The 19,661-nt window shown below is 72.5% G+C and carries 21 protein-coding genes, 1 pseudogene and 1 riboswitch; of the genes and pseudogenes, 4 read left to right on the plus strand and 18 right to left on the minus strand.

The window, feature by feature from the left end:
- Positions 1 to 241: 241 nt before the first annotated feature.
- From MON03_RS11715 to MON03_RS11760, 10 genes and pseudogenes are all read right to left on the minus strand, one after another.
- Complete coding sequence (locus MON03_RS11715; protein ID WP_242088520.1) at positions 242 to 790, minus strand: hypothetical protein; 549 nt, start codon at positions 788 to 790, stop codon at positions 242 to 244.
- Positions 787 to 1,290 (minus strand): hypothetical protein, encoded by a 504-nt coding sequence (locus MON03_RS11720; RefSeq protein ID WP_175329494.1) that lies wholly within the window; start codon positions 1,288 to 1,290, stop codon positions 787 to 789. Before MON03_RS11720 ends, MON03_RS11715 begins: the two co-directional genes overlap by 4 nt.
- Positions 1,287 to 1,961 carry a TetR/AcrR family transcriptional regulator gene (locus tag MON03_RS11725; RefSeq protein WP_031273528.1) on the minus strand — a complete coding sequence of 225 codons (675 nt, stop codon included), beginning with the start codon at positions 1,959 to 1,961 and terminating at the stop codon, positions 1,287 to 1,289. The genes MON03_RS11720 and MON03_RS11725 overlap by 4 nt, the downstream gene beginning before the upstream one ends.
- A gap of 79 nt (positions 1,962 to 2,040) precedes the next feature.
- Positions 2,041 to 2,520 carry a 6,7-dimethyl-8-ribityllumazine synthase gene (gene ribH, locus MON03_RS11730; RefSeq protein ID WP_022903697.1) on the minus strand — a complete coding sequence of 160 codons (480 nt, stop codon included), beginning with the start codon at positions 2,518 to 2,520 and terminating at the stop codon, positions 2,041 to 2,043.
- Positions 2,521 to 2,555: 35 nt separating this feature from the next.
- Positions 2,556 to 3,227: pseudogene (ribB, locus tag MON03_RS11735) on the minus strand (3,4-dihydroxy-2-butanone-4-phosphate synthase); the annotation flags it as partial.
- Complete coding sequence (locus MON03_RS11740; protein WP_242088521.1) at positions 3,227 to 3,880, minus strand: riboflavin synthase; 654 nt, start codon at positions 3,878 to 3,880, stop codon at positions 3,227 to 3,229. The pseudogene ribB and the gene MON03_RS11740, both read right to left, overlap by 1 nt.
- Before the next feature lie 80 nt (positions 3,881 to 3,960).
- Positions 3,961 to 4,094, minus strand: a riboswitch (FMN riboswitch).
- 189 nt (positions 4,095 to 4,283) lie between these two features.
- Positions 4,284 to 6,710, minus strand: a complete 2,427-nt coding sequence (locus MON03_RS11745; RefSeq protein ID WP_242088523.1) for a bifunctional lysylphosphatidylglycerol flippase/synthetase MprF — start codon at positions 6,708 to 6,710, stop codon at positions 4,284 to 4,286.
- The gene (locus MON03_RS11750; protein ID WP_242088525.1) at positions 6,707 to 8,026 is read right to left on the minus strand and encodes an alpha/beta hydrolase; all 1,320 of its coding nucleotides are present in this window, start codon (positions 8,024 to 8,026) and stop codon (positions 6,707 to 6,709) included. The genes MON03_RS11745 and MON03_RS11750 overlap by 4 nt, the downstream gene beginning before the upstream one ends.
- A 168-nt stretch (positions 8,027 to 8,194) precedes the next feature.
- On the minus strand, positions 8,195 to 9,817 hold the full coding sequence (locus tag MON03_RS11755) for a hypothetical protein (protein WP_242088528.1): 1,623 nt from the start codon (positions 9,815 to 9,817) through the stop codon (positions 8,195 to 8,197).
- An 89-nt stretch (positions 9,818 to 9,906) separates the two neighbouring features.
- Entirely contained in the window at positions 9,907 to 11,211 is a 1,305-nt protein-coding gene (locus MON03_RS11760; protein ID WP_242088530.1) for a hypothetical protein, read from the minus strand.
- Positions 11,212 to 11,322: 111 nt separating this feature from the next.
- Between MON03_RS11760 and MON03_RS11765 the strand changes: the two genes are divergently transcribed.
- On the plus strand, positions 11,323 to 11,754 hold the full coding sequence (locus tag MON03_RS11765; RefSeq protein WP_022903689.1) for a GNAT family N-acetyltransferase: 432 nt from the start codon (positions 11,323 to 11,325) through the stop codon (positions 11,752 to 11,754).
- Between the two features lie 45 nt (positions 11,755 to 11,799).
- Here the strand turns inward: MON03_RS11765 and MON03_RS11770 are convergent, their stop codons facing one another.
- Positions 11,800 to 12,327 (minus strand): Lrp/AsnC family transcriptional regulator, encoded by a 528-nt coding sequence (locus MON03_RS11770; protein WP_175329500.1) that lies wholly within the window; start codon positions 12,325 to 12,327, stop codon positions 11,800 to 11,802.
- Between the two features lie 176 nt (positions 12,328 to 12,503).
- On the opposite strand from MON03_RS11770, the gene MON03_RS11775 reads away from it, so the two are divergent.
- Positions 12,504 to 12,932 (plus strand): phage holin family protein, encoded by a 429-nt coding sequence (locus MON03_RS11775; protein WP_022903687.1) that lies wholly within the window; start codon positions 12,504 to 12,506, stop codon positions 12,930 to 12,932.
- 6 nt (positions 12,933 to 12,938) lie between these two features.
- On the opposite strand, the gene MON03_RS11780 is transcribed toward MON03_RS11775, so the two are convergent.
- Positions 12,939 to 13,454, minus strand: a complete 516-nt coding sequence (locus tag MON03_RS11780) for a hypothetical protein (protein WP_022903686.1) — start codon at positions 13,452 to 13,454, stop codon at positions 12,939 to 12,941.
- Between the two features lie 20 nt (positions 13,455 to 13,474).
- A complete protein-coding gene (locus MON03_RS11785; protein ID WP_175329502.1) occupies positions 13,475 to 13,861 on the minus strand; it encodes a DUF5997 family protein in 387 nt (128 codons plus the stop codon).
- A gap of 33 nt (positions 13,862 to 13,894) precedes the next feature.
- On the opposite strand from MON03_RS11785, the gene MON03_RS11790 reads away from it, so the two are divergent.
- Positions 13,895 to 14,743: a LysR family transcriptional regulator substrate-binding protein gene (locus MON03_RS11790; protein WP_242088532.1), complete on the plus strand. Its 849-nt coding sequence runs from the start codon at positions 13,895 to 13,897 to the stop codon at positions 14,741 to 14,743.
- 13 nt (positions 14,744 to 14,756) lie between these two features.
- On the opposite strand, the gene MON03_RS11795 is transcribed toward MON03_RS11790, so the two are convergent.
- The 3 genes from MON03_RS11795 to MON03_RS11805 are packed head-to-tail and all read right to left on the minus strand — an operon-like array spanning position 14,757 to position 16,680.
- Positions 14,757 to 15,575: a DJ-1/PfpI family protein gene (locus MON03_RS11795; protein WP_242088534.1), complete on the minus strand. Its 819-nt coding sequence runs from the start codon at positions 15,573 to 15,575 to the stop codon at positions 14,757 to 14,759.
- 37 nt (positions 15,576 to 15,612) lie between these two features.
- A complete protein-coding gene (locus MON03_RS11800) occupies positions 15,613 to 16,227 on the minus strand; it encodes a DNA-3-methyladenine glycosylase I (protein ID WP_242088537.1) in 615 nt (204 codons plus the stop codon).
- 36 nt (positions 16,228 to 16,263) lie between these two features.
- Positions 16,264 to 16,680 (minus strand): VOC family protein, encoded by a 417-nt coding sequence (locus MON03_RS11805; protein ID WP_242088539.1) that lies wholly within the window; start codon positions 16,678 to 16,680, stop codon positions 16,264 to 16,266.
- 98 nt (positions 16,681 to 16,778) lie between these two features.
- Here MON03_RS11805 and MON03_RS11810 point away from each other — a divergent pair, with 98 nt between their 5' ends.
- A complete protein-coding gene (locus tag MON03_RS11810) occupies positions 16,779 to 17,303 on the plus strand; it encodes a DUF3800 domain-containing protein (protein ID WP_277927290.1) in 525 nt (174 codons plus the stop codon).
- Positions 17,304 to 17,540: 237 nt separating this feature from the next.
- Here the strand turns inward: MON03_RS11810 and MON03_RS11815 are convergent, their stop codons facing one another.
- Positions 17,541 to 17,867, minus strand: a complete 327-nt coding sequence (locus tag MON03_RS11815; RefSeq protein ID WP_242088542.1) for a hypothetical protein — start codon at positions 17,865 to 17,867, stop codon at positions 17,541 to 17,543.
- 21 nt (positions 17,868 to 17,888) lie between these two features.
- Positions 17,889 to 19,559: a sodium:solute symporter family protein gene (locus MON03_RS11820; RefSeq protein ID WP_242088545.1), complete on the minus strand. Its 1,671-nt coding sequence runs from the start codon at positions 19,557 to 19,559 to the stop codon at positions 17,889 to 17,891.
- Positions 19,560 to 19,661 lie beyond the last annotated feature (102 nt).

Here is a 19,661-nt window from a genome sequence, read left to right on the forward strand (position 1 = left end):
GAGCAACTGGTCCGAGAACGTGTTCCAGACACGACGACGGGCACCCGGACGAGTCAGCTCACGGACGTCGGCAGCCCCCCCCCCCCCCCGTCCGACGGTCGGTCGGCTCAGAGCCCTGGCCACGACGGTCCGCGCCCCGACAGGGACCACCGAGACCCGTCCCGACAACGCGCGATGGTCGCCAGGGGCGCACCGCGGACCGTGGACGGCGTGTGTCAGCACCGCACGCGGCACCCGTCGGTCAGGCGGACGGTCCTAGCGCCGCCCGCCCACCGACGACGCGAGCGCGCCGCTGCTGGCCGCGCCGCGCGAGGGCGCCTGCAGCACCGGCGGCGATGCTGATCGGCGCGGTGACCCCCAGGGAATCCGCCCCGAGGATCCACGCGGGCACTGCCGCCATGGTCCCGGCGAGGAACGCGTGGACGATCACCTGCGTCCACGGCCGCCGCGCCCGCTCGAGCAGGCGGCCTGCGGCGTAGGTGACAGGGACGGTGACGAACGCGGACCCGAGGACGAAGAGCACAGAGACCCCGTCGACCAGCACGACCCAGCTGACGATCCCGCCGATCGCCGACCACCACGGCCCGCCCACGAAGACCCACGAGTCCGAGACGATCGGCGCGAGGAGCATCCCCAGCAACGACGCCGTCGGAAGCGTCGCACCGAGCATCCACCCTGCGGCACGAGCGTTCAGCGCCCCGGCGTCCTCGACGGTCCACCGCTCCGGTGCGTCCGTCTGCTCCGGTGCGTCCGCCTGCTCCGGGTCACGCCCGGGTTCCGGCGCCGTCACGGCCGGAACGCTTCCGGCCGACCCACCGAGGACGCGCGACGGGCAGCGGACCGGAGCTGTCCCTGCCGTGCGAGCGCACCGGCACCGGCGGCGGTCACCCCGACGAACGCAGCGAAGAACGGGCCGGACTGTGGCGCCCACGCCTCTCCCGAGGCCCACCCCGTCGCCGATCCGAGTCCGCCGGCGAGTACGGTCGTGGCGACCACCTGGAGGCTGCGGGAGCGCACACCCGCCATCAGGACGCCGAGGGCGTGGGTGAACGGGAGTGACACGACCGCGCCGCCGAGGGCGACCACCGCGGTCACGGCGTCGAACAGGAGCAGCCAGTACACCGCCGAAAGACCGTCGTCGACGCCGCCGGACCAGTCGTCCGCGACGACCGATGCGGTGACCCACCAGCACACGACCGAGAGCGACACGAGGGGCACCGTGACCCCGGCGAGCCAGAGCCATGCTCGCGCGACGAGGCCGACGGTGTCCCGGAACCGCCAGCCGCTCACGCGTCCCGCCCGGCGACGATGCCGACGATCTCCGTGACCGATCGGCGGAAGGGGCGCACGCGGAGCATGGGCAGGGCGAAACGAAGCACCCCGAGGACGGCGTCCACGAGTCGGTCCGTCCGCCGCTGTGCGGGCGAGGAGTCGTAGACCCAGAACAGCGTCAGCAGCAGGTAGGCGTTCCAGAGCGCGTGCGGCAGGTCCGCGCCGAGCGTGCCGGGCAACTGCGTACGGGAGCCCTCGACCGCGTCGCGGAACAGCCCGAGCACGATGTCCCGGGCGGGCCCCGACTCGGCGGACATCGGGTTGTTCGGTGAGCCGGGCGCGATGGCCGTGGTGAGGAACTGCGGCGCCAGCTCGTGCCAGCTGCGGAGGTTGCCGAGCCCCGTGCGGACGACGATCCCGATCCGGGTGGCGAGGTCCTCGATGCCCTCGAGCTGCGGTGCGGCGAGCGCGAGGTGTTCACGCTGGACCTCGACGTAGAGCTCCTGCACGAGGTGGTCCTTCGTCGGGAAGTGGTAGTAGGCGTTCCCCACGGACGAGCCCGCTTCGTCGGCGATGCTCCGCATGGTCGTCGCGTCGTAGCCCTTCTCCCGCAAGGACCGGAGGGCGACCTCGCGGATCCGAGCCCTCGTGCGTTCACGTTTCGTCTGCGGAACCTCGTTTTCGAACACGTTCAAAAACTACACCCCGTACATGACGGAGCGCACCCCCTCGGCGAGGGGGTGCGCTCTAGTGCTGCCGGGAGCAGCGTCAGGCGGGGACGTGCAGCGACCGCAGCGTGACCGCGGTGGCGATGGCCGCGTGCGCCGCCTCGGCTCCCTTGTCCTCCTTCGACCCGGGCAGTCCCGCGCGGTCGATGCCCTGCTGTTCGTCGTCGAGGGTGAGCACACCGAAGCCGACGGGCTTGCCGGTCTCGATCGCGACGGTCGTGAGGCCGCTCGTCGCCGCGCTCGAGACGTACTCGAAGTGCGGGGTGCCGCCGCGGATGATGACCCCGAGGGCCACGGCCGCGTCGAACCCGCCTTCCAGCGCCGCCTTCGCGACCACGGGCAGCTCGAAGCTCCCGGGCACGGGGATGACGGTCGCCGAGGCACCGAGACGCTCGACCTCGCGCTGGGCGCCGGCGAGGAGGCCGTCCGCGATCACGTCGTGCCACTGGCCGGCGACGATCGCCACCCGCACACCGGTGCCGTCGACGTGGCCGCGCTCCGCTGCTCCCGCTCCGCTCATCGTGTCGTTCCTTCCGTGGGCGTGTCCGACGCCCGGTCAGCCGCGTCGAGCCACTCGACGAGTGCGGCGATGGTGATGACGGGCACGCCCTCGCGCACCCCGAGTTCGACGAGCCGCGGCAGCCGCATCATGCTGCCGTCCTCGTCGACGATCTCACAGATGGCCGCTGCCGGGCGCAGCCCCGCCGCGGTCACGAGTTCGATGGCCGCCTCGGTGTGGCCGGCACGCTCCCGGACGCCGCCGGAGCGCGCTCGGAGCGGCACGACGTGGCCGGGGCGGTGCAGGTCGGACCGGACGGACGCCGGGTCGGCGAGGACGCGCAGGGTGCGGGCACGATCGTGGGCGCTGATGCCCGTCGTGATCCCGGAGGCCGCGTCGACCGTCACCGTGTAGGCGGTCCCGCGTGGGTCCTCGTTGTGGTCGACCATCGGCGGCAGGTCGAGGGCGTCGGCGATCTCGGCCGACACCGGGGCGCAGACGAACCCGGAGGAGTGCGCGACGGTCCACGCGATCCACTCCGGTGTCGCGAGCTCCGCGGCAAGGATGACGTCGCCCTCGTTCTCCCGGTGCTCGTCGTCGGCGACGATGACCGGCCGTCCGGCGGCGATCGCGGCGACGGCGTCCTCCACGCTCGCGAGGCCCGGGACCCGGTGCTCGCCGGGGCCGGACGCGACCACGGGTGCGACGTGCGGGACGTGCGTGACCATCACCGGGCCTCCAGGACGGGGGCCGCAGCAGCGCCGGCCGCCGCGTCGAGCCGCAGCATGCGCCGGACGTGGCGTGCCAGCACGTCGGTCTCGACGTTGACGCGGTCGCCGGGCACCCGGAGGCCGAGCGTCGTGGCCTCGAGCGTCTCCGGGATCAGGCTCACCTCGAACCAGGCCGCCTCGGGCGGGGTGTCCTCCGACGAGACCGCACTGACCGTGAGCGAGACCCCGTCGAGCGCGATCGAGCCCTTGTCGACGACGAGCGGGCTGAGCTCGGGCGCGAGGGAGAAGCGCACGCGCCGCCAGCCGTCACCGTCCGCCGTCTCGAGGACGGTCGCCGTGCCGTCCACGTGGCCCTGCACGATGTGACCGCCGAGCCGGTCCCCCACCGAGGCCGCGCGCTCGAGGTTGAGCGTGTCGCCCACGACGAGCGCACCGTGCGCGCTCATGTCGAGCGTCTGCTTCATGACGAACGCGGTGAACGTGTCGGGGGTCTGCTCGACGACGGTCAGGCAGACGCCGGACGTGGCGATGGAGTCGCCGTGCGACGCGTCCGCGACGACGAGCGGGCCGCGGACGGTGAGCGCGACGGAGTCGCCGTGCTGCTCGACGGCGGTGACCGTGCCGAGTTCCTCGATGATGCCGGTGAACACTGGTGTCCTCTCAACGGGACTCCGGGTTCGCGCGACGGTCGTCGACACGGGCGGACGGGTCGACGGCGTCGACTGTCCGCCAGCGCTTCCTCCCATCCGGACTCTCACCGTCGGTCCTGGAATCCCACCAGGTCAACCTCTGCCGGGTTCGCACCCGTCATCAGTTCGTGGACTGTCACCACCGGTTCGGACTTGCACCGACCCCGGAGCGCTTGCGTACCGGGAACGATACCCCACACACATGACGGTCGCGTTGCGCCGGTTTCTCCCCGTGACACGGGGCGGCCTGGAGGCTCGTGGCGGGCCCGCCACGCCTCCCTCGCAAGCTCGGTCGGCGCGGTCCGCGTGACGCTGGCGCGTCACCGCTGAGCGGACCGCGCCCGGCCGTCAGGGCGTGCGTCGGTCAGCCGCGCCCGCGCGCGAACGCGACCGCCTGCCGGAACGACAGGTCGGGCAGGTACGCGCGGACGACCGCGATGCCGATCGACGGCAGCGCCACCGGGTCCGGGTACGCGAGCACGAGCGGGTGCAGCTCCGGACCGAACTTCTGCTTGAAGCGCAGCAGCGACCGGAACCCGTACACCGGCTCGAGCACCCCGCCCACGAGTTCGAGGAGGTTCTGCACGCCGTCCGCCGGGGCGTCCGGGGCGGACACCTGGGCGAGCGGCGCCGCGGACAGACTGAGCCGTTCGACCCCGTCGTCGCGCATCTGCTCGGCGGCGCTGGCGACGAGGAACTCCATCACCCCGTTCGGCGCGTGCTCGGTCCGCCGCATCACGTCGAGCGTCCACCCGACGACCCGGCCGTCCCGGTGGCTCGGCAGCCAGCTCGTGACCGCGAGGACGGTGCTCTCGGCGTCCTGCGCGACGAGGGTCCGCACCGCAGGGTCGCGCATCTCGTCGACGCCGCCGAGGGTGAAGCCCATCTCGGGCAGCTCGCGCTCGGCGACCCACTCCTCGGAGATCGCCTCGATCTGCCGGACGGTCGACACCGGGAGGTCCTGCCACGAGGACCAGGTCGCGGTGATCCCCTCGCGCCGTGCCTTGTTCACGGCCGTGCGGACGTCCTGCTTCTTCTTGCCGCTCGTCGTCCACGTCCGCGGGTCGAAGTCGGCGTCCTCGGCGACCGGCAGCGTGCCCCATCCCTGCGGGGCGAGGTGCGCGGCGAGGTCGGCCTCGATGCCGTAGAACGCGGCCGTCCACCCGTTGTCGTCGCACCAGCGGGCGAAGTCGGTCAGGGCCCGCTCCCGCGCGTCCGACCAGCCGAACGGGCCACCCACGGTGACCGCGACGGCGCCGTTCCGACGGAACGCCACCCCGGCACGGCCGTCGGCCGCGAACCAGTACTGGTTCCCCTGCCAGGTCGTCATCCACCCGAACGTGTCGCCGCCGCCGGCGAGCAGGAGTGCCCGCGCACGCTCGCGGTCCGCGCGGGAGCCGTCCGCGTCGGTGTCCGGCTCGACGGCGCCGGTGGGACGGACCGCGGCGAGGGCCACGACGACCCAGAGCACCGGCCCGATGAGTCCGACGACCAGTCGGAGGGCTGGGTCGAGCGACGGCAGGCGGTCCCAGAACGACACCGGGGCGAGCGGGCCGAGGGCGGCGAGCGCCAGACGGACCGGGTCCTCGACGCGGGCGGGCGAGGACGCGGCCACCACGAGGACGATCGTGACGAGCACGAGCGCCGACGTCCCGACGGTGACGGCGAAGCCGACCACACGCCGGCGGGAGGGCAGGACGGTGAAGGAGCGCCGGAGGATGACGAGCACGACCGCGGTCGCGACCGGCACGACGACCGACGCGGCGATCGAGACGTCCACCACGAACTGGTCCTCGAAGCCGTGCAGGGCCGTGACGCGTCCCGGCACCAGGCCGTACGTGACCGCGGCGGCGACCGCGGTCACGGTGTCGACCACGACGACGAGCCAGACGGCGAACCGGCTGCCCCGGAAGAGCCCGAGCCCGCCGACGAGCAGGACGAGCAGCGGCGCCACGGCGAGCACGAGCGTCCACGGGTCGGTCGCCCGGAACGACAGCAGCCCGCGGAGGCACTCCCCCGCGACCCCGTCCGCACGACACCCGCGCACCGGACTCACCGGACCTGCGCCCACGACGGCGGCGAGTGGCGCGAGCAGTCCGACGCGGGCCCGGGAGACCAGCGCGATCACCGGCCCGACCGCCGACACGAGCACGACCGTGCCGAGCAGGACCCGGGTCTCGCGGTGGGAGCTGCGAACCCAACCCGTGCGCTTCGGCGTGCGGCGGAGCAGTTCGCCCAGCACCCAGCCGGCCCCCGCCGCGAGGACCGCGTAGAGGTCGGAGACGTGCCCGGCGTAGAGCAGGAGCGCCGCGACGACCGCGAGCGCGTTCACCCGGATCCGGCGCCGCCAGAGGGTCCCGGCGAAGGCGCTCGCGGTGACGATGGTGCCGACGATGGCGGTCCACGGGTCGAAGCTCGTCGCCCGGCCGAGGAGCAGCCCGCCGACGTTGCGGTCGTCGGTGTCGACGAACGCGGTCAACGCGCCGACCCCGGTGCCGACGACGGTCGTGACGACGAACGCGACGACCGTCCGCCACGACCCCATGAGTCGTTCGGAGGCGCCGACGAGCACCACCACGCCCGCGATCGTGACGAGCATCGCGACGACGCCGGTCGACGCGGCGAACACCCGGAAGGGGCCGAAGGACGAGGGGACGGCGCCGTGCTGCACGCGGAGCACGACGGCCGAGACCGACGTGACGAGGACGAGCAGCACGATGACCGCGGTGACCGGGGAACGTCGGACGGTCCGGAGGGCGCGCTCGGGCAGCGCCCGGGTCTGCGGGCTCACAGGGCACCGCTCGCGGGCAGACCGAGGTGGGCGATCACGGCCGGGAGGCCGTGCGCGAGGACGTAGCGCACCGTGTTCCAGTCGTGCGCCGACCCCGGGGAGACGATCACCTGCGTCGCGATGCCCGCCTTGCGCGAGGCCGCGTCGAGCATCGCGGTCGACTTCCGGTACGGGGCGTCGTCCTGTCCGACGCCGAAGACGGTGAGGTGGTCGACGTACCGCCCGTGCGCCGCCATCAGGGCTGCCGGGGCCGCTGCCCGGTACTTCGCCGCGGAGCCGTCGAACGCCACCGCGATGCTGTTCTGGACGCTCCCGGTCAGCGGCGCGGGCTCGCTCGAGATCGCCAGGGTGGTGCCGAAGACGTCGGGGAACTCGGAGGAGAACTGCATCGCGCAGGTGGCGCCCTCGGAGAACCCCGCGACCGCCCAACCGGACGGCGCCGCGGACACCGGCAGGTGCTTCCGGATCCAGTCGACGGTGTCCGTCATGATGTACGTCTCGCTCCGGCCGAGGCGTCGGGAGTCGACGCACATCGGGTTGCGGTTGGGGGCGCCGAGCTGGTCAGGGGCGACCACGATCGGGGCCAGCCCGTCGTGGGCAGCAGCGTAGCGGTCGAGGTAGGTCGCCATGTTGCCGGTCTGGAAGAGGTCGGACGGCTCGCCCGGTTGCCCGGACAGCGCGACGATCACCGGCAGGGTCGGCGGGTGGGCGGTCCGGGCCGCGGGCGGCAGCCAGACGACGGCCTTGCGTGCGTGGAAGTGCGACACCGTGGCCGGGATGCGGACGCTGATGGTCTCGCCCTTCGTCGGCATGCCGGCCGGAGCGTGCCACCCCGACGGGTCGAGCGCGGGCCGGGTCGAGGGTCCGCTGGCGAGCGCCGGCAGGTCCTCGTACGGGTAGGGGTTCGTCACGAGCGCCTGCTGGATGTCCTTGTAGAAACCGAAGTCGACGTTGACCCCGAGCCCGGCGGCGAGGACGACGGCGCCCGCCGCCGCGAGCGCCACGACCCGTCGGCCCCAGCCACCCTGGACGGCCACGGTGACCAGGAGCGCGATGCTCGCGACCGCGAAGGCGACCCACATCCGGGTGATCGGGGTGAACGCGACGCCGAAGGCGTCCTGGACGTCGCCGAACCACCAGACCAGGCCGAGGCCGACGACCGCACCGACGACCATCGCACCGATCCGGACGAGGAACCGCCGCAGCGACCACGGTCGGACGACGAGCGCCCAGAGCACGAGGAGACCGGCGACCACGTCGACCGGGACGAGGACGTCTGAGTCCGTGATCTTGAGGCGCAGGAGTTCGTGGAGCACGTGCCAATCGTGGCCCTGCCGGGCTGCCGAGCAGCCCCCGGAGCGCTTCCACTGCTCACAGGATGGGCATCACCGCTTTCCAGTCGGCGTTCGGACCGTTCACAGCTCGGCGGGGCGCCGGGACCACCGCGGTGGTGGTCCCGGCGCTCCGGTCTGCGATCGCCTCGGTCAGTGCCGACGGCGCAGCGTCAGCACTCCGGCCCCCGCGAGGAGCAGGAGCAGTGCGGCGGTCAGCGGCAGCGCCGGCGACGGCGCTCCCGTGTACGCCAGCCCGGTCGCGGTGCTCCCGGTCGTGGTCGCCGCGGCGACGGTCGCCGACCGGGAGGCACGGGTCGTGTCCGTCGCGACGGCCGCGGTCACCGGGACGGTCGCCGTCACGGGCACCACACCGGTGGTCGTGCCGGTCCCGGTTCCGGGGGTGCTCCCGGTGCCCGGCGTGCCGCCGGTCCCGGGGTTCGTGCCCGTGCCCGGGTCGGTGCCGGTACCCGGGTCCGTGCCGGTCCCCGGGTCCGTGCCCGTCCCGGGGTCCGTGCCGGTCCCCGGGTCGGTCCCGGTGCCGGGCGTGGTCGGCGTCGTGCTGGTGCCGTCACCGACGATGCCGATCCCGTTGCCGCCGATGGTGACGGGCAGGGAGATCACCGGGGCGACCTGCGTGCCCGAACCGATCCCGTCCGAACCATCCGTCGTCCCACCGGCCGACGGGGTCGAACCCGCCGAACCCGTACCGGAGGTCGAACCCGAGCTCGTACCGTCACCGACGACCCCGATCCCGTTGCCGCCGACCGTCACCGGCACACCGATCACCGGCGTCACCTGCGTGCCCGAGCCGATCCCGTCCGAACCATCCGTCGTCCCACCGGCCGACGGGGTCGAACCCGCCGTACCCGTACCGGAGGTCGAACCCGAGCTCGTGCCGTCACCGACGACCCCGATCCCGTTGCCGCCGATGGTGACGGGCAGGGAGATCACCGGGGCGACCTGCGTGCCCGAACCGATCCCGTCCGAACCATCCGTCGTCCCACCGGCCGACGGGGTCGAACCCGCCGAACCCGTACCGGAGGTCGAACCCGAGCTCGTACCGTCACCGACGACCCCGATCCCGTTGCCGCCGACCGTCACCGGTACCGAAACCACCGGCGCGACCTGCGTGCCCGAGGCCGTCCCGTCCGAGCCCGACGTGCTCGGCGCCGAACCCGACGACTGAGCCGGAGCCGGAGCCGACGCGGTCGACGAACCCGTGCTCGTGCCGTCGCCCAGCGCTCCGATCCCGTTGCCCGAAACCGTCACCGGTACCGAAACCACCGGCGCGACCTGCGTGCCGGAGGCCGTCCCGTCCGAGCCGGACGTGCTCGGCGCCGGGACGGCCGAGGTCGTGGGCGCCGAGGCGGGCGCGGCGGGTGCCGACGCTCCGGTGGCGGTGGCGTCACCTGCGACGCCGACCGCGTTGCCGGACACCGTCACCGGGATGGTGACGTCCGGCGCGACCTGCGTGCCCGAGGCCGTCCCGTCCGCTCCGGAGGTCGTCGGGGCTGCACCGGTCGAGGTGGTGCCCCTGGGCGATGCGGTGGACGCGGTGCCCGGACCGGTCGCCGTGGAGACCGCGTCGCCGAGGATGCCGAAGGCGTTCCCGGTGGCGGCCACCGGGGCGTCGACGGACGGGGCGACCTGCGTGCCCGAGACGACTCCGTCCGCTCCGGAGGTGGTGGCGGCGTTCGCGGCCGCGGCTCCTCCCAGGGTCAGGCCGCCGACGAAGAGGGCGAACCAGAGCCCTCTGGAGACGTACTTGTTCATGGTCGTTCACTCCCTGATCGAGATCTGTTCCCGACCGCGGTCACGGTCGGGTGTGTGCGTGCCTGCCGTGGCGGACAGGCGCACCGATCTCAATCAGGGGCGACGTCGTGGTCGTCGACCGGGGACGCGGGGATCGCGTCGTCGACGAGGGTGCCGCGTGACCCCGCGGCGAGGGAGAACTGGGTGCTCGCAGCGCCGAAGGCGCCGACGGCTGCACCGGTCGGGGAACCCGCGCCGGCACCGCTCGTGGAGGCCGTCCCCGCCGGGCCCTCCGCCGGCTGGTGCACCGGGCCGCCGCCCTGGGGCACGACGAGCGCACGGCCGCCGACGACCACCGGGTCGACGACGTTCGAGGACGCGTCGTCGGCCGCGGCGGCCCGAACCGTCGCGGCCGACGACGACGTGATCGTGCCCGCTCCGGCGGCCGGTCCGGCCGGTCCGGCCGGTCCGGCCGTCTGGAGCGCGGGGTCGCCGCCGCGGACGGACGACCCGTGCGTTGCGGAGCCTGCCGGGGGCGGGACGGTCCCCGCGACCGGCACCGTGCCTCCAGGCAGGGTCGTCGCGACGGGCGGCAGCGCGCCGCCCGGGAGGAGCGGACCACTCGGCAGCACCGGCGTCGAACCGTCGACGACGCCGGGAAGACTGTCGACCGTCGAACCGACGCCGCCGAGCGTGTCGTCCACGATGCCGGTCACCGGACCGGTGACGGTGCCGAGCGTGTCGTCGCCGACCACCGGACCGACGACGGGCAGGCCGCCGACGAGGTGGTCGAGCTCGTCGACGAGACCCGTCACCGGACCTGTCGTCGCGAGGTCGTGCACGGTTCCCGTGACGGGGCGCAGCACGGCGGCGACGCTGCCGGTGAGCGGCCGGGAGGCAGTGCTCGCCTCGGTCGCGGACCCGGACGAGACGGAGGGTGCGGACGCGCTTCCGGAGGGCGCCGACACGGACGGCACCGGTGCTGCCGGGGCGGGAGCGGCGGGGCTGGTAGCGGCCGGCGCTGGCGCGGCCGGTGTCGGTGCATGGGTTGCCGGTGCGGGCGCAGCCGGAGCCGGAGCCGATTGTTGCGGCGCCGGCGCAGGCGCCGGCGCGGGGCGGACCGGAGCGGGGGGCGTCGGGGCGACGGCCGTGCGGACCGGTTCGACGACCTCGCCGACGACCGTCCCGACGCCGCTCGAGACCCCGTGCAGGGTCGTGCCGAGCCCGTCGGTGACGCCGCCCAGCAGGCCTCCGCGGTCTGCGGACGAGGTGTTCGTCGCCGGTGCGGCGGTCGACGCCGAAGCGGAGCGCACGCCGAAGACGAGGGTGAGCAGCACGAGGGCAGCAGCGATCCCGACGCCCAGCAGGACGTACCGGATCAGCGCGCTGAGGGGTGCACGCATCGCCTGGTCCATGCGCTCACCTCCTGATCTCGGCTGCGCACGTAGAGTGGTTGGCCGGTACGGTACGCCCGTCCGCCCGATTCCGCATCCGGTTTCGTGGGAAAACGTCAGGAAAGGCCGGAATTGACCCCGATCTTCAGTGCTCCCTCCCGCAACCTCGACCCGGTGACGCTGCACGAGATCCTCCGGCTCCGGCAGGACGTGTTCGTCGTCGAGCAGGAGTGCGCGTACCCCGACATCGACGGGCGGGACATGGAGCCGGGAACCGTCCAGTTCTGGGCCGGACGAGGATCGGTCGACGCGACGGTGCGGCTGCTCCGCGAGCCGGACGGGAGCGAGCGGATCGGACGCGTGGCCACGGCGCGGCACGCGCGCGGGCAGGGTCTCGCCGGGCGACTCATGGAGTCCGCGATCGCCGAGGCACGCGCGTCGCGGATCCTGCTCGGCGCCCAGGCGCACCTCGAGGAGTGGTACGGCCGGTTCGGCTTCGTCCGTGACGGCGAGGGCTACCTCGAGGACCGCATCCCGCACGTCCCGATGGTGCTCGTGCGCTGAGCGCGGCGCTGTGGGGTGCGCCACGACACCGCGGCCACGGACCGGTCAGGCGCGCCAGCGACGGAGTTCGTCGAACGAGCGCCCCTGGTGCGTCCGGTCCGCGACGAGCCGCTCGAAGACGATGTTCGTCTGCGTCGTCGCCACTGACGGGTCGCCGCTCAACTCGTCCGCCACGAAGTCCCGGAGCTGTTCCGTCGAGGTACAGGCGATGTGGACGAGGAAGTCCTTGTCCCCGGCGAGGAACGACACGTCCTGCACGACCGGGACCCGCAGCAGCCGTTTCGCGAACTCCCGCAACTCGTGCCGCGCCGCCGCGTGCACCCGTACCGAGACCATCGCCTCGATCGAGAACCCCAGACGCGCCACGTCGACGTCGGCCCGGTAGCCGCGGACCACCCCGGCGTCCTCGAGTGCCCGGACCCGGGCGAGGCACGTCGACGGCGCGATGCCGACCGCCGCGGCGAGCCGGTTGTTCGGGATGCGCGCGTCCTCGGCGAGGGTCCACAGGATGCGCTCGTCGACCTCGTCGAACCGCGGGGTCTGGTCGGGACGGCGGACAGCACGCTCGGACATGCCTCGACGGTACCGCGCCGACCGCGAGCCGCGCGTCCGCCGCTTCCCGCGCGCGGGACAGCCGGCCCGGCACGGTCGCAGGCGCCGTGGCCATGATGGCGGGAACGGTCCGCGTCGACGGACCGCCGAGCAGCCCGGACCTGACGGGCCGCCCGGACCGGACGACAGGAGCACCCATGGCCAGCGACGACGAACCCACGACCAAGCCGTCCTTCCGCGACACGGTGACCGCCGGACTCGTCCAGAAGGCCCTCGAGCCCGTGATCCGCGCGGTCCGCGAGGAGGTCGCGGCAGCCCGTCAGGAGGTCCGGGACCGCGTCGGCGGCGCGAGGACCGGACTCGTGCTCGTGGGCGCCGCGGTCGGCGCAGCCCTGACGACCTCGGTCCTGCTCGCGGGGTTCGCCGTGGCGGCACTCGCGCTCGCCCTCCCGCTGTGGGCTGCGACGGGCATCGTCTTCGTGGTGTTCGCCGTGGCGACGGCGGTGCTGGGCGTCGTCGGCGTGCGGGGCCTGCGCCGCGGGGTGCCGCCGGTGCCGAAGGACACGCTGCGGTCCGCCCGGGAACGCCTCACAGCGGACGACGCCGACGCCTCCTCAGGGGCCTGACGGGAGTCACATGGCGAGGGTCATCCCGACGACGGCGACCGTCATCGCGAAGACCTCGCCGCTCCGGATGGCTCGACGGTCCTCCTGCGCCCACTCGTACCGGAGGAGCCAGCCGCTGAACGCGCAGTAGCCGATCACGCCGGCGCCGAGCACCGCGGTGAGCGCGATGCCGTGACCAGCGTGCCCGTCGACGGCACCGGTCGCGTGTCCCATCAGCAGCATCCCGGCCATGACGACCGCCGACAACGCCCGGTGCACGTCCATCGGCTCGGCGCGGCGGCCGTCCGCTCGACGCCGCCGCACCACGGGCAGCGGTGCGAGCAGGAGCAGCACCGTCGCGGCGAGGAGCGTCCACACCGCCCCCGCATGGAGGACCGGGAGCAGCATCGCGACGAGCATCACCGTCGCCGGGACGACCACGGCGACCCGCGGGCGGTACCGGTCACCGACGATGCAACACACCGATGCGAACTGCGGCACGACGAGCATCGCGTCGGCGACGGTCTCGTGGACGGCGGTCATCGGCTTCGGGAGGGTGCTGGTCAGTCCTGCGAGCGGGCGGCCTTGGCGGCGCGCTCCTGCTTCACCCGGGCGTTCTCGGCGTGCACCGCGGCCTGGGTCTCCCGCTCGCGGACGAGCCACTCGGGCTTCTCCTGCAGCAGCGTCTTGATCTCGGCCGTCGTCAGCGGCTCGTCGATGCCGGCCCGACCGAGGCCGGAGATCGACACGCCGAGCTTCTGCGCCACGACCGGTCGCGGGTGGGGGCCGTCGCGTCGGAGGTCCTCGAGCCACGCCGGCGGCTCGGTGCGGAGCTCGTCGAACGCGGTCCTGCTGATCGGCGCACCGCGGAAGGACTCCGGGGCGGCCGACAGCAGGATGCCGAGCTTCTTCGCGGCCGTCTCGGGCTTCATGGTCTGTTCCTGCGCCATGCACACCAGGGTACGGCCCCTATGCTCGGTTGCATGACCGAGGCCCTCACCATCGCCTTCGTGCCCGGGGTCTCCCCGGCGAAGTGGGCCCGCGTCTGGCGCGAGCGGTTCCCCGACGTCGAGCTGCGTCTGCGGCCGATCGGCGCACACGAGGTGGACGACGCCCTCGCCGGCGAGGCCGACATGGTGTTCGCCCGCGAGCCCGTGTCCGACGTCCACGACGCGATCCCGCTGTGGACCGAGACCGCCGTGGTCGCCATGCCGAAGGACTCACCGCTCGCCGAGCACACCGAGGTCGACCTCGCGACGACGGACGCGCACGTGGTCGACGCGGGTCCCGTCCCGGCGGACGTGGACGCGACGCTCAACCTGGTCGAGGCGAACGTCGGGGTCGCCGTCCTCCCCCAGTCGCTGTTCCGCGCCGCGAGCCGGAAGGACCTCGTCGCCCGGACGCTCGCGGGCGCTCCCGGAACCCGCATCCTGCTCGCATGGCGCAGGGAGGACGCCTCGGAGACCACGGAGGAGTTCATCGGCGTCGTCCGCGGGCGGACCGCGAACAGTTCCCGGGGTGGTCAGGAGCAGCCTGGGCCCCGCCCGCCGGTTCCGGACCGTCGCGCCAGCGACGGGACGGCCGTGCCGGGTGGGAGGGGCACGGATCGCGCCGACGGGACCGGCTCGCGTCCGTCGACAGCCGGCTCCGGCTCCACATCCGGTTCCGGCTCGCGCGGTGGCAAGGCGACGGCGGCGAACAGCCGCACCACGGCCAAGCGCGGCGCCACGAAGGGCACCAGCGGGAAGACCGGCGGTGGCAAGGCCGGGCGCGGCAAGACGCAGCGCGGCATGAAGGGCAAGCCGAAGCGCGGCTCGAAGGGCAACCGCTAGCGGGAGTCCCGCGTCAGCGGATCACCGCCGCTGCGGCCCGGGCGACCCGGTCGCCGCGGGTGTCCTCGGCGGCGGCCCGTGCCTCGGTGACGAGGCGGGCGTCCGCCCGTTCCGCCGACCCGGCGTCGAACGGTGGCTGCGGGTCGTACTCGATCTGCAGCTGGATGCGCTCGGCCGCCGGCTGTCCGGCGAGCTCGCCCGCCAACCACAGGGCCATGTCGATGCCCGCGCTCACCCCGGCCGCGGTGACGACCGCGCCGTCGTCGACGATGCGCTGCTCGACCGGGTCCGCGCCGAACGCGGCGAGCATCGGCTTCGAGGCCCAGTGGGTCGTCGCACGTTTGCCCGCGAGGAGCCCCGCAGCCCCGAGCACGAACGCGCCCGTGCACACGGACGTCACCCAGGTCGCCTGCTCCGCCGTCCGTCGCACGAACTCGATCACAGCGGGTTCGAGCATCGCCTCGAACGCCCCAGCTCCGCCCGGCACGACGAGCACGTCCGCGGCCCGCGCGCTCGTGAACGTCGCGGTGGGCACCAGGGCGAGCCCACAGTCGCTCGGAACGGGGTCGAGCGTCGCCGCGACGTACTCGACGGCCGCGCCGGGCACGCGTGCGAGGACCTGCGCGGGTCCGGTCAGGTCGAGCTGGGTGAGGTCCGGGAACAGCAGGAACGCGATCCGGACCTCCGCTGGGTCGTGCTCGGGTGCGACGTCACCGTCGGCCACGGGTTCGGGAACGTCGGTGTCGAGCGGCACCGCGACCTGCTCGGCACCGACCGGGTGCACCGGGACGGTCCGGACGTGGCGCGGAGCAGGTGCCGGGTCGGAGGTCATGCCCCGACCGTAGCCCTGCCGGTCGACGGTGGTCCGGTCAGCCCCAGACGCCCGAGGTCCCTCGGCGGTGGCTGCCGACCAGGTGCGTGTCGACGATCCCGAGCGCCTCCATCAGCGCGTACATCGTGGTCGGCCCGACGAACGCGAACCCCCGCTTCCGCAGCGCCTTCGACAGCGCGACCGATTCGTCGGACGTCGTCGGGACGTCCGCGAACGTGACCGGCTCGGGCGTGCGGTCGGGTCGGAACGACCACACGAAGTCGGCCAGTCCGCCGTCCTGTCGGAGCGCGATCGTCGCGTTCGCGTTCGTGATGGTCGCGAGGATCTTCGCCCGGTTCCGCACGATGCCCGCGTCGGCCATCAGCCGCGCGACGTCGTCCTCCCCGAACTCGGCGACGGTGTCCGGGTCGAAGTCCGCGAAGGCGCTGCGGAACGCCGGACGCTTCGCGAGGATCGTCCGCCAGGACAAGCCGGACTGGAACGCCTCGAGCGACAGCCGCTCGAACACTCCCCGCTCGTCACGGACGGGCATGCCCCACTCAGTGTCGTAGTAGTCGCGCAGCAACGCGTCGGTCGATGCCCACACCGGGCGGGCGAGGCCGTCCTCGCCCACGACGAGGGACGGCGGCGTGACGGTCGGCTCGGTGCTCACCAGCCCATCCTGGCGTCCACGGCCGACACGCGGCCGCTACTCGCTCGGCGGGCCGTCCTGCATCGCGGCCTGGTCCATCCAGACGTGCTCCCAGCGGTGACCGTCGGGGTCGGTGAAACTCCGCTGGTACATGAAGCCGAGGTCCATCTCCGGGCGGTCCTCGTGTCCACCGGCCATGACGGCGGCGTCGACGACCCGGTGCACGTCGTCCTTCGAGTCGGCGCTGAGGGAGTTGATCACCTCGATCGTGTCCGGGTCGGCGATCGTCTTGTCCGTGAACTCGGCGAACTTCGCGTGCGTGAGGAGCATCACGTACACGGTGTCGCTGACCACGGCGCACGCGGCGGTCTCGTCGGTGAAGTCGGGGTTGATCGGGTAGCCGAGGGCCTCGTAGAAGGACTTCGACCGGTCGAGGTCGGCGACCGGCAGGTTGATGAACACCATCGTGGGCATGGGGGCTCCTTCGCTCCCCCCAGAACCTCCCGCAATCCGGCGCCGCGCGCAAGCACGGTCGCTGCCGCCATGTGGGTGATACGCAATATGCTACTCGCATGCGGACTGCGTACGTCGACGAATCCGAGCCGGGCGGAGGTATCGACCACACCGTGTACGTGCTCGCCGCGGTCGTGATCGCTCGAGAACAGAGCGAAACGGCTCGGGCTGCCGTTCGTGACGCCACGCCCCGTCGGATGCGGAAGCTGCACTGGTACGAGGCACTCCCAGCACAGCGAATCTCATGGCTCGACCTTCTGCGGCACGCCGTGGAGATCGTCATCGTCCGCTACGAAGGCGCAGTCGCGAGAACGGAGCGTCGGCGCCGTCGATGCCTGGAACGACTCGTCTGGGAACTCGAGCAGCGCGACGTCCGAACCGTGGTCCTCGAATCGCGTGGACCGGCCCGCGATCGCGACGACCGGTCCATGTTCACCGCACTGCGAGATCGGGGCATCGGCGGTCAGCTGCGGTGGACACACGTCCGCCCATCGGAGGAAGCCCTGCTCGCGCTGGCCGACATCGCGTGTGGCGCCCACCGCGACGGTCACGAGCAGATCCCGGACGCCGTCATCGTCGGATGACCAGGAAGCGCAAATCCCCGGGCCCGCGCTGGCTGCAGGACATCCGGGGATCACTTCCGGCCGAGAGCACCCGACCGACATGTCAATACTAGACCGAGGGTCGCGGGCGAGTCAACGCAACCGCTTAGTTGCGCGACCGGCAGGGCGGACGCGAGCCGCGCCTCCAGGCCGGTGCCCATCCGGACGACCGACGGCCGCCCGCAGGAGCGGACGGCCGTCGGACGGAACGACGTGGCGTCAGGCGAGGTCGCGACCCTCGCCGGCCGCCTTCTGGTGCTCGTCGGCCTCGGCCTGGCCGATGATGTCCGACGCCGGCACCGGGTTCAGCCGGTCCCACAGGAAGAACAGCAGCCCGCCGACGAGCAGGGAGAGCCCGACCCACAGGTTGATGTGGATGCCGCCGGTCTTGATCGGGTCGGTGTTCCAGTGCACGATCCCGACGATGGTCGTGATCACGCCGTAGAGGACGAAGAGCCCTCCGAGGATGCGCCGCAGGTCGAGTCGGCGGGTGGAACGGACGAGGGCCTGCTGCTCCTCGGTCATCGTGGTGGTGTCGTCACGCATGAGCGATCTCCTTCGAGCGGATCAGAGGAACGGGAGGTAGAGGGCGACGCACAGCACGAGGGCGACGGTGCCGAGCAGCGCGGGCGAGCGGTACCACGCGGTGTCGGTCGCCACGGCCCCCGCGGTCATGTCGATCTTGCCGACGCCGTACACCAGTCCGCCGAGCTCCGAGACGTCCTTCGGCTTGGTCGCGAGCGATACGACGACGGCCACGACGAGCACGGTGACGAACGAGATGATCGCGCCGTAGAGGGTCTCCGCGGTGGCGGTCGCGAACAGCTCCGGGTTCACGAGGTAGGCGATCCAGGTGATCGTCGGCGCGATGATGCCGAGGACGTACCCCCAGAGCGCGCCCGCGGTCGTCATCCGCTTCCAGAGCAGGCCGAGGATGAAGACGCCGAACAGCGGTGCGTTGAAGAACGAGAACAGCGTCTGCATGTAGGTCATGATGTTGCCGGCCTGCGCAGCGAGGAACGCGGTCCCGATGCCGACGAGGACACCGGCGACGGTCACCCAGCGCCCGGTCTTCAGGTAGTGCAGGTCGGGCATGTTCGGCTTGATGTAGCGCTGCCAGATGTCGTACGTGAAGACGGTGTTGAACGACGAGACGTTCGCGGCCATGCCGGCCATGAACGAGGCGAGGAGGCCCGTGACGGCGATGCCGAGCACGCCGGTCGGCAGGTACATCTGGATGAGCTTCGGGATCGCGTCGTTGTAGGTGAGCGCACCCGAGGCGAACTGGTTGCCGACGACCGCGGCCGCGATGAGGCCCGGGACGACGACGATGAAGGGGATGAAGAGCTTCGGGAGCGCCGCGATGAGCGGGGTGCGGCGGGCGGCCGACATGTTCTTCGCGGAGAAGGCGCGCTGCACCTCGGTGAAGTTCGTCGTCCAGTAGCCGAACGAGAGCACGAAGCCGAGGCCGAGCACGATCGCCAGCCAGTTCGCCCCGATCGGGTTCGTCACGTCGCCGATGCCCGTGCCGGCCCAGGTCTGCAGGTGCTGCACGCCCTGGGTGTTCTTGATGGCCTCGGTCAGACCGCCCCAACCACCGACGCGGTGCAGGCCGACGATGGTCAGCGGAACGAGGCCGGCGATGATCACGAAGAACTGCATGACCTCGTTGTAGATCGCGCTGCTCAGGCCGCCGAGGGTGATGTAGGCGAGGACGAAGGCCGCCGACACGAGGATCGCGAGCCACTCCGGCCAGCCGAGCATCGCCTCGATGACGATCGCCATCGCGTAGAGGTTGATGCCCGCGATGAGCACGTTCGACACCGCGAAGGCGATCGAGTTCACCAGGTGCGGGGCCTTGCCGAAGCGGCGGAGCATGAACTCGGGCACGCTCCGGACCTTCGACCCGTAGTAGAAGGGCATCATCACGAGCCCGAGGAACACCATCGCGGGCACGGCACCCACGAGGTAGTAGTGCAGGGTCGCCATGCCGATCTGCGCGCCGTTCGCCGCCATGCCGAGGATCTCGGTCGCGCCGAGGTTCGCGGACACGAACGCCAGGCCCGTGATCCACGCCGGCATCGACCGCCCCGAGAGGAAGAAGTCCATGCTCGTGCGCACCTGCCGACGAGCGGTGAACCCGATGCCGATCACCACCGCGAAGTACACGATGATCATCAAGTAGTCGACCCAGCCCAAGTCGAGCCGGATCCCGCTGTTCGCTGCCGCGAGAACCATTCACACTCCACGTCGATGTGTTGCAGCCGACAACTCCGCCGGCCCGGACGGAGACGCTACACCGATTTGTGACCGTTCACATAGCCAGCGCATGTTCCTGCT

It is taken from the genome of Curtobacterium sp. DN_7.5, assembly GCF_022655355.1.
In the GTDB taxonomy this organism is placed as follows: Bacteria; Actinomycetota; Actinomycetes; order Actinomycetales; family Microbacteriaceae; genus Curtobacterium; species Curtobacterium luteum.

Coding starts and splice junctions, on each gene's coding strand:
- MON03_RS11755 (WP_242088528.1), bottom strand. CDS start 9,817: ATGAACAAGTACGTCTCCAGAGGGCTCTGGTTCGCCCTCTTCGTCGGC.
- MON03_RS11820 (WP_242088545.1), bottom strand. CDS start 19,559: ATGGTTCTCGCGGCAGCGAACAGCGGGATCCGGCTCGACTTGGGCTGG.
- MON03_RS11770 (WP_175329500.1), bottom strand. CDS start 12,327: ATGTCCGAGCGTGCTGTCCGCCGTCCCGACCAGACCCCGCGGTTCGAC.
- MON03_RS11815 (WP_242088542.1), bottom strand. CDS start 17,867: ATGCGTGACGACACCACCACGATGACCGAGGAGCAGCAGGCCCTCGTC.
- MON03_RS11790 (WP_242088532.1), top strand. CDS start 13,895: ATGACCGAGGCCCTCACCATCGCCTTCGTGCCCGGGGTCTCCCCGGCG.
- MON03_RS11810 (WP_277927290.1), top strand. CDS start 16,779: ATGCGGACTGCGTACGTCGACGAATCCGAGCCGGGCGGAGGTATCGAC.
- MON03_RS11775 (WP_022903687.1), top strand. CDS start 12,504: ATGGCCAGCGACGACGAACCCACGACCAAGCCGTCCTTCCGCGACACG.
- MON03_RS11785 (WP_175329502.1), bottom strand. CDS start 13,861: ATGGCGCAGGAACAGACCATGAAGCCCGAGACGGCCGCGAAGAAGCTC.
- MON03_RS11780 (WP_022903686.1), bottom strand. CDS start 13,454: ATGACCGCCGTCCACGAGACCGTCGCCGACGCGATGCTCGTCGTGCCG.
- MON03_RS11805 (WP_242088539.1), bottom strand. CDS start 16,680: ATGCCCACGATGGTGTTCATCAACCTGCCGGTCGCCGACCTCGACCGG.
- MON03_RS11795 (WP_242088534.1), bottom strand. CDS start 15,575: ATGACCTCCGACCCGGCACCTGCTCCGCGCCACGTCCGGACCGTCCCG.
- ribH (WP_022903697.1), bottom strand. CDS start 2,520: ATGAGCGGAGCGGGAGCAGCGGAGCGCGGCCACGTCGACGGCACCGGT.
- MON03_RS11760 (WP_242088530.1), bottom strand. CDS start 11,211: ATGGACCAGGCGATGCGTGCACCCCTCAGCGCGCTGATCCGGTACGTC.